Annotated in this window: 11 protein-coding genes; 3 read left to right on the top strand and 8 right to left on the bottom strand. The window is 50.9% G+C overall.

The window, feature by feature from the left end:
- The 3 genes from L692_RS0104165 to L692_RS0104155 form a co-directional block, all read right to left on the bottom strand.
- Positions 1–817, bottom strand: an 817-nt coding sequence (locus L692_RS0104165; RefSeq protein WP_025697490.1) for a SulP family inorganic anion transporter, incomplete at its 3' end; no start/stop codon positions are given.
- Between the two features lie 153 nt (positions 818–970).
- Complete coding sequence (locus tag L692_RS0104160; RefSeq protein WP_025697489.1) at positions 971–1,297, bottom strand: ArsR/SmtB family transcription factor; 327 nt, start codon at positions 1,295–1,297, stop codon at positions 971–973.
- A gap of 172 nt (positions 1,298–1,469) precedes the next feature.
- Complete coding sequence (locus L692_RS0104155) at positions 1,470–1,847, bottom strand: hypothetical protein (RefSeq protein WP_025697488.1); 378 nt, start codon at positions 1,845–1,847, stop codon at positions 1,470–1,472.
- 170 nt (positions 1,848–2,017) lie between these two features.
- On the opposite strand from L692_RS0104155, the gene L692_RS0104150 reads away from it, so the two are divergent.
- Complete coding sequence (locus L692_RS0104150) at positions 2,018–2,797, top strand: carbon-nitrogen family hydrolase (RefSeq protein ID WP_025697487.1); 780 nt, start codon at positions 2,018–2,020, stop codon at positions 2,795–2,797.
- 115 nt (positions 2,798–2,912) lie between these two features.
- On the opposite strand, the gene L692_RS0104145 is transcribed toward L692_RS0104150, so the two are convergent.
- Both L692_RS0104145 and L692_RS0104140 read right to left on the bottom strand, forming a co-directional pair.
- A complete protein-coding gene (locus L692_RS0104145; RefSeq protein WP_025697485.1) occupies positions 2,913–3,203 on the bottom strand; it encodes a putative quinol monooxygenase in 291 nt (96 codons plus the stop codon).
- A gap of 54 nt (positions 3,204–3,257) precedes the next feature.
- Positions 3,258–3,893, bottom strand: coding sequence for a nitroreductase family protein (locus tag L692_RS0104140; protein ID WP_025697483.1), 636 nt, complete (start codon positions 3,891–3,893; stop codon positions 3,258–3,260).
- Positions 3,894–4,105: 212 nt separating this feature from the next.
- Between L692_RS0104140 and L692_RS0104135 the strand changes: the two genes are divergently transcribed.
- Both L692_RS0104135 and L692_RS0104130 read left to right on the top strand, forming a co-directional pair.
- Positions 4,106–4,654, top strand: a complete 549-nt coding sequence (locus L692_RS0104135) for a sigma-70 family RNA polymerase sigma factor (RefSeq protein ID WP_025697481.1) — start codon at positions 4,106–4,108, stop codon at positions 4,652–4,654.
- Positions 4,629–5,612 carry a DUF4179 domain-containing protein gene (locus tag L692_RS0104130; RefSeq protein ID WP_025697479.1) on the top strand — a complete coding sequence of 328 codons (984 nt, stop codon included), beginning with the start codon at positions 4,629–4,631 and terminating at the stop codon, positions 5,610–5,612. Before L692_RS0104135 ends, L692_RS0104130 begins: the two co-directional genes overlap by 26 nt.
- Positions 5,613–5,732: 120 nt before the next feature.
- Here the strand turns inward: L692_RS0104130 and L692_RS0104125 are convergent, their stop codons facing one another.
- Genes L692_RS0104125 through L692_RS0104115 form a run of 3 tightly spaced genes read right to left on the bottom strand, consistent with a single transcriptional unit; the run spans position 5,733 to position 7,680 of the window.
- Complete coding sequence (locus L692_RS0104125) at positions 5,733–6,158, bottom strand: PD-(D/E)XK nuclease domain-containing protein (RefSeq protein ID WP_025697477.1); 426 nt, start codon at positions 6,156–6,158, stop codon at positions 5,733–5,735.
- A 25-nt stretch (positions 6,159–6,183) separates the two neighbouring features.
- Positions 6,184–6,435 (bottom strand): hypothetical protein, encoded by a 252-nt coding sequence (locus tag L692_RS0104120; protein ID WP_025697475.1) that lies wholly within the window; start codon positions 6,433–6,435, stop codon positions 6,184–6,186.
- A 39-nt stretch (positions 6,436–6,474) separates the two neighbouring features.
- Complete coding sequence (locus L692_RS0104115) at positions 6,475–7,680, bottom strand: AAA family ATPase (protein WP_025697473.1); 1,206 nt, start codon at positions 7,678–7,680, stop codon at positions 6,475–6,477.
- Positions 7,681–7,872 lie beyond the last annotated feature (192 nt).

Here is a 7,872-nt window from a genome sequence, read left to right as displayed (position 1 = left end):
GGCTGCCGGTCATGCTGTCGGCCACAACGGCCGACAGCAGCGACTCGATCGCGCCCAGCATGGCGATCAGGAACGCGGGCCGCAGCAGTGACCGGACCCGCTCCCAGGTAATGACCGGGAAGTGAAAGCCCGGAAGCGTGCTTGGGATGTCTCCGTAAGCCGAGCCGATCGTAGTGACCTTGCCGCTGAAGAACAGCGCCGCCATCACGCTGGCAACGATCAGACCGATCAGCGAGCCGGGCACCTTGGGAGCAAAGCGCACCGCCAGCAGCAGGATCGCCAGGCAGACCCCCGCAGTCAGCATGCTGTACACGTTAACAGTCGCGAGATGACTCCCGATCTCGCGCATATTGTCCACGAACCTCTCATGCCGCTCGATGCCCTTCAGTCCCAGGAAGCTGGCGATCTGCCCGGTAAAGATAATGACGGCGATTCCGGCGGTAAATCCGATCGTGACGGGCTTCGGAATGAATTTGATCAGCACGCCCAGCCGGAGCGCGCCCATCAGGACCAGCATGATACCGGCCATCATGCCCGCGATGAGCAAATTCTCGTAACCGTACTGCGCCCCGATGACGAACAGAATCGGGATAAAGGCGCCGGTCGGTCCGCCAATCTGAAACTTCGAGCCGCCGAAGAGCGAGATGAGAATACCGGCGACGATCGTCGTGTAAATGCCGTATTCCGGCTTGACGCCCGAGGCAATAGCAAAAGCCATTCCCAGAGGAATGGCAATAACGCCGACGATTGTGCCCGAAACCAGATCCTTCCGCAGAGAACTCACGCCATAGTCCCGAAAATGGCTCCATCCTGTCATGCTATAACCTTCTTTTCTTTGAATATTTGATTATTTGAATATATAAGACACATTACTCCTGTCTTTTTTTAATGTCAATCCTCAAAAACAAAAGATCATCGGACCCTCGCCTGTGAGAACGCCTTCAATATTGCCGCTCCGGAACCGCAGCATTTATTCGCTGCGGATCTCCTCAAGCAGAGAGATGGCGTTCACCAAGTGGTTGTCAAAGATTTGCTTGGCTACGGCCAGCAGATCCCTGATCAGCGGATCGCGGAGCGAATAGATAACAGAGGTGCCTTCCTTCACGCTGTTCACCACGTTCTTCGCCCGCAGAACGGCGAGCTGCTGCGATACGGCGGAGCCTTCCGACCCCAGAATCGCCTGCATCTCGTTAACGGTCTTCTCCCCTTCGCTCAGCAGCTCCAGGATGCGGATGCGCATCGGATGAGCCAACGCCTTGAAAAATTCGCTTTTAAATTGCTGAATATCACTGTTCATGTCGCCTGTGCTCCTCACTGCTTCTTTCAATTATGCTGCTTCAAGCCTTCCGCCTGTTATTTAAGCATACCCGCGGAATAAGCCGCGCACAAGCCCGGTTTGCTTCCGCCTCCTTCGGCTGCTGCGCTGCCAAGCGCCGCAGTGCGCCGAAACCCGGGAACCCGCCCGGCGACTAATAAGCCGCCGGATAGATGCGGATGATTCCGGCTGTAAGCTCCACCGTTCCGCCAATCGCCATAGGCTCGCCGAGACATTCGAACATAATCAGCGACTCTCCGAGCCGCATACAGGCCGTTCCGTCCTCTTCGATATCCTCTAGCGTTCCGGTCAGCACATTCTTGCCCGACTCTATGGAGATCGAGGGCGGCTGACCGGGAGCCGGAACGAGATCGACCCATTTAATGAAGAGCTCCGGCAGCTCAAGCTCGGCCTCGCATTCCTCTCCGGGCGCCGGGGAGGAGCCAAGCCATTGCCCCTTGCCCTCGCCGTAGGCCGAGGAGAAATAGACCTCCCCATGGCGCTCTCCGGCCCGGGTTATCGTTATTCTCATCCCTTGCTCCTCCTTCCGGTATATCCTACTTTTTTACTTCGGCCAGCCGGTTTTGTCAAGCCTTAGCAGCCGCTGCCTTCCCGGGGAGCGTTTACCGGACAGGCGGCAGGCATATTGCCTTCAGCTCCGGAGAGCCGTATAGTGCTATACATAAGGAGGTTGACCACCCAATGAAAGTTTCCCTGCTTCAACTCGACATCGCCTTCGGCAATCCGGAGGCCAACTACGCCGCAGCCGAGCGCGCCATCCGCCTTGCCGCGCAGAGTCAGCCGGACTGTATCCTGCTGCCCGAGCTGTGGACAACCGGCTATGACTTGCCGCGTCTTGATGAAATAGCCGACCCGGGCGGCAAGGCGGCGGCAGCGTTCATCGGAGGCTTGGCCAAGGAGTACGGCGTCAATATTGTCGCCGGCTCCACCGCTTGGCAGCGGGAGGACGGCGTAACCAACACCATGTTCGCTGCGGACCGCGAGGGCGAGCTTGCCCTGGAATACAGCAAGCTGCATCTGTTCCGGCTCATGGATGAGCATTTATATCTCCGTCCGGGGTCGTCCAAAGGGCTGTTCAGCCTGGACGGGACGCCCTGCGCCGGAGTCATCTGCTACGATATCCGGTTCCCGGAATGGATACGCGCCCACATGGCCTCCGGAGCGGAGGTGCTCTTCGTCTCCGCCGAATGGCCGCTGCCGCGCCTTGCCCACTGGCGGGCGCTGCTCATCAGCCGGGCGATTGAGAACCAGTGCTATGTGGCAGCCTGCAACCGGGCGGGGTCCGATCCGGCCAATGTCTTTGCGGGTCATTCCATGATTATCGATCCCTGGGGAGAAATCGTCTGCGAGGCGGGCGAAGGGGAGGAGATTGTCTCCGGCGAGCTTGATCTGGCCAAAGTGCGGGAAGCGCGGGGACAGATTCCGGTATTTGCCGACCGGAGACCCGAAATGTACAAGTAACGGCCTCGGCCCCTTATTTATGCTGTACACAAAGAAACCTCCCGCATGGCGGCAACCGCCAAGCGGGAGGTTCGAATGAATAACTGCCGGGAGTAAAAAGTCTATGACCTTCCCCTTATGCCTGTTCCGCGTTATACACCTTGACGTCCAGCGGAGCGGCAAGGAACTCTTCCGCTTTGCCTACGAACCCGGTAAAGTGAGGGGTGGCGTTATGGATATCGACGGCCTCGGAATCACGCCAGGCTTCGACCATAATGAACACATTCTTGTTCTCCGTATGCTCGTACAGATCGTAGTACACGTTGCCCTCTTCCGCCTGGCTGCCCGCGAGCAGCGGCTGGATTTCGGACAGGAAGACCTCTCTCTTGTCCGGCTTCACATGAAACGTAGCATGGATAATAATCATGATTTCTCTTTCCCTCCTTCTTATATTCCTCTATATTTTACGCCTGGAATCTATTTATTTCCAATCAGCGATTTTGTCGATCGGCAGACGCACCGAAGCAAAGCCTTCCTCCGCCGCTTTGCCGATCGAGAGCAGCATCACGGGCACGTAGCGCTCCTTGTCCAGACCGAAGGCTTCCGCTATATTCTCCTTGTCATAGCCGCCAATCGGATTCGTGTCGTAACCGTGGGCCCGGGCCACCAGCATCAGCTGCATCGAGACCAGTCCCGTGTCGATCAGCAGGATTTCCCGTTTGACCTGCGGCGGCAGGACGGCGAGATGGTTGTTAATGCCCGCCAACTGCTTGTCCTTCACTTCAGCCGGCATCCATCCGCGCTCGACAGCGGTGCTGTAAATTTCCTCGGCATAGTCGAAGCTGTTCATGTCTCCGAATACCGCAATCACCGCAGAGGAGGTTTCCACCTGCTGCTTGTTGAAGCGGGCCAGCGGCGCCAGAGCCGCTTTTCCTTCCGGGCTGTCAATGACAAGGAACCGCCAGGGCTGCATGTTGACCGTGGAAGGCGCAAGCGTCGCTTCCGTAAGAATTTGCGTCATTTCCTCTTTGCTGATGGTAACCGCCGGATCATATTTGCGAATGGAGCGCCGGCCCGTAAGGATTTCGGTAAAATCATTGTTAAGCGTCTTGGTCATAAGTAAAGTCTCTCCTTTGTATAAAAAAGATGGTCGTTCATATACATTCAGTCTGGGAAGCTCTCTTCTATTTAAATTGCAAAAAATCAATTTTTATATGATGTATGTTACAAGCCTGTCCGCCCCCCTATGGGCGATAATGCCAAAAAGAGAGAAGTTGAAACGTTTCTTGACCCGGGCTGCTCTAATTAAGGAGAAAAGGAGGTAGATTAATGAGTACAACGGCAGATTTGGTCCCTCGCGCCATGCGCGGCGATCCGGATGCTTTTCAGGCGCTCATTCATGAGGAGAAAGAGAAGCTCTACAGGATGGCCTATATGTACATGAGAAATGAGGCGGACGCGCTGGAGGTGTTTCAGGAGACCGTGTATAAGGCGTTCAAGTCGATATCCTCGCTGCAGAACAGCCGCTATTTTTCCACCTGGCTCACGCGGATTCTGATCAATACGGCTATTTCCTATTTAAAAAAGAACCGGAAAATCACCGCCATGAGTCCGGAGGTGCTTGAGCATATCGGGGATTCGTATCAGCACCAGCCGGAGGATCAGCTTGATCTTCTCCAGGCCATCGGAACGCTAGAGGAGAAATACAAGACCGTTCTGCTGCTTCGTTACTACAAAGATTATTCGCTCAAGCAGATTGCGGAAGTTCTGGATTGCCCGGAGGGAACGGTAAAGACGAATATTCACCGGGGCCTGTCGGTTCTGCGAAACAAGCTGAAAGGAGCTGCTTGCGATGATCCAAGAGATTCATTCCTTTAAAAAAGAAATTGACCATATTCCGGTGCCCCATGACAAGCTGGACGCCATCATTACAAAGACGGTTCAGGAAGCCGGAGCAGGCCAGCGGACTGGTATACGGAAAAAAATGGGGTATGTAGCAGGGGCGGCGGCGGTTGCTTGCGGTCTGCTGCTCGGTTCGGCTGCCTTGTCGCCGGCAATGGCAAGCCTTGTGTCCAAAATTCCGGTCATCGGATCGGTATTCAGCCAGATCGGGGACAGCGGCCTGAAGAGCGTAAGCGAGCAGGGATTGACTGCCGCAGTAGGCGCAACCAAGGTGTCCGGCGGCGACTCGCTTACCATCAATGAGGTGTTCTACGACGGGACCCGATTAAGCATCGGGTACTCGCTGGAGACGGAGAAGCCGCTGGGCGAGGAGTATATCATTATGAGGACAGATTTTACCGTCAACGGAACCGAAGCGAAGTTCTCGGCGAGAGATAAGCTAACGGAAGTCACCCCGACCTATCATACGGGTATTCTGGAACTCGACTCTCCGGCGAAGCTGCCGGATCAGTTCGAGCTTGGGCTGAACCTTAGCACCGAGGACAGAGTGAAGAAATGGGACTTCGCCATACCTGTAAGCAAGCAGGCCGACAACAAGCTCATCCCTATCGGCCATAAGCAGCAATCCGGCGGAGTTGAGCTGACGGTATCCGACCTGGTGGTTGGACCGGCGGGAATGCGGCTTGCCTTTAGCGCAGTATCCGAAGACCAAGACTCGGTCGACTATCTGTCAGTCACAGCGGTGGATGAATCCGGGCATGAACTGGGCTCCCTCTCGGGCGGAACCGGAAGCAAGTTCCGGGATGGCAAGTATTATTCCACCGGCACTCAGCTGTTCGATCGGCCTCCAGCCGGTACAAAAACGTTGACATTCACTCCTCATGAAGCATCTGGAAGGGTCAAATTTGACAGCTTCACAGTGACCCTGCCTTAAGCTCTGTATAAAAGGACTCAAACGCCTGCGTCTTCTATGTATGAAAAGAAATTCCCCGCGTAGTCATCAGTATGATAAAAGCTCCCTCCGGTTAACCGGGGGAGCTGTTTTGATTCTTTTTTATATACTTATAGGCTGGATCACAACGGTTTCAATTTGCTTATCATGGGTTTCCAGTGTCTGACTATATGTTTTACAGAAAGCATCAACATTTGCAATTACTTTATCCTTATCGTAAATAAAGAAATAGATGTACTTGGCTTTGTAATGATAAGAGTCTGAGCCAACCTGCTCGGTGAGCTCCCGCTCCTTCATTGACGGGCGAGAACATTTCACCTCGATAATCGTGTCATAAGCGTCCAAAATGATATCATAGCGATAACTTTTATATCCTCCGTCGACATAAATTTCAACTCTTGCATCAGGGAAAATAGGACGAATTAACGAAAAAAGCATACGCTGCACATCGTACTCATTTCCGAGGACAATTCTACTTAGATCCGCTTGCTGTAATGTCCCTCTGCCATGAACCGGCTTTTGATACATTTCTTCAATATGCTTATAAAAATTATTAAGGACCCTCCGGATGATGAGATGGAAATGCTAAACCAAGTTGATATGCATCGTTCTTCATGGTCGAAAAGGACTTCATTACAAATGTTTGTGCAATAGTCTGATCGGAAAAGAAACGTTCCAGAATGATGCTGGTGGTCGTATTCCAAGTAGACGAATATTTATCCTCCTGAGTTCGCAGCGGGCATTTGTCAATCTGCTCTTGTATGACTTTAATGGCTTCAGCTTTGCTTACAATTAATGTAACCAAGGTAGTTCTCCTCTCTAAATAATCCCGGATTGACAATAGTCAGCCAAGATTACCCCATCGCAAATAGAATAAAAATAGAGGCTCCAATATGTAAACTTCATCGTCTTTATATTCAAATACCTGATACATCGGTTCACTGCTTTGCATAATCGACTGTACTTGATCAATTGTATTTTTGATTTTTAAACGATCCGGCTTATCAGCAGCATCACCTAACAGTACATCCATTCTTCTCTTGATTTCATCGACGGACAGGCTAACTTTCGGCGGGTCCACTGCAATAGCTTTTAGAAGCAATTCGTAAATATCCACTTGTTCATCAATAACAGGATAAGTTTTCCTTTTTTGCCCTCTAGTGTTAGGGCCGTTTTTGAGCTTCCTTGCGACTTCCTTATAAGAGAGAAGGTTAAGAGAGGTCATTTTATATGCTTTTTTAAGCATTGGATAGTCGAGTTTGTCGAAACTTGCATTATTATCAATATCGAGCAGCAGGGAAAGATTTAAGCAAATGGATTGCATAAGCTGCGGTGAGGATAGACTTTCTTGGGCCATGTCATCAGCAAAAGCAGGGTCTATATTCATACCAAGTTGATTAAATCCCGTTACGGCAATTTCCCGCAACTCCCCCTTATTCCAGGGCTCTATATTAATCAGGTTCAATCTTCCGCTTAAATCTGAGTTTTTCCGAATCGCATCGTCTGATCGGTGGGGGAGAGAAATGACAACCGTTCTAAAATATTTGCGTATGGCATCTTTTAGCTGATAAGCAATTTCAAATTGCATACTTGGGGAAGCGTAATGAAAATCATCCAGTACAAGCACCAAATCTTTTTCGATAAAATATTGAATGACTTTATCTTTATTTGAACGATACGATTCCGTAACGGAAGATACAATCCCCTCTTTAATACCAGCAATGCCATGTCCCTCGATCGTTCTATGTTCAGTATGGTCACTCTCAAGCGGTAATCCAATTTTTCTTGCAATTGTCGCCCAAAAGTCCTCAGTTTCTTTGAAATCGTTTCCTGTAAAGTCTACAATTTTATCCTGTCCAATTACTTTTTCGCACAATACGGTTTTGCCCGTTTTCGAGGGACCGACAATAGAAGTAAGAAAGCCGACCGTGCTTAAAGATTGTGTTAATCGAAATTCGTATGTGAAATCATATTCAGTTGATTGACGCGAAATATAGGTGTATTTGGGAAAAGCACCAGGTATAAAAATATCCTTCGCTCTTAATTTCATGTAATCACCCCTAAACGAATTAATTATAGAGAGTTTATATGTAAAAACTGCTTCTCTACAGAGTATACCCCTAAAATTGACACTATAAAAGCTCATTAGATACCTTTCAAGGCAAATCATCATATATTCAACTAAAATGCATCTGGAGTGTGTTCCAAGCTCTTAGGCCCCCCAATTAAACTGGAGTCTCCC

The sequence above is a fragment of the Paenibacillus forsythiae T98 genome (genome assembly GCF_000520735.1).
Taxonomy (GTDB): domain Bacteria; phylum Bacillota; class Bacilli; order Paenibacillales; family Paenibacillaceae; genus Paenibacillus_AQ; species Paenibacillus_AQ forsythiae.
Note: the sequence above shows the minus strand (reverse complement) of the source record. Positions and strands in the feature narration are given on the sequence as shown.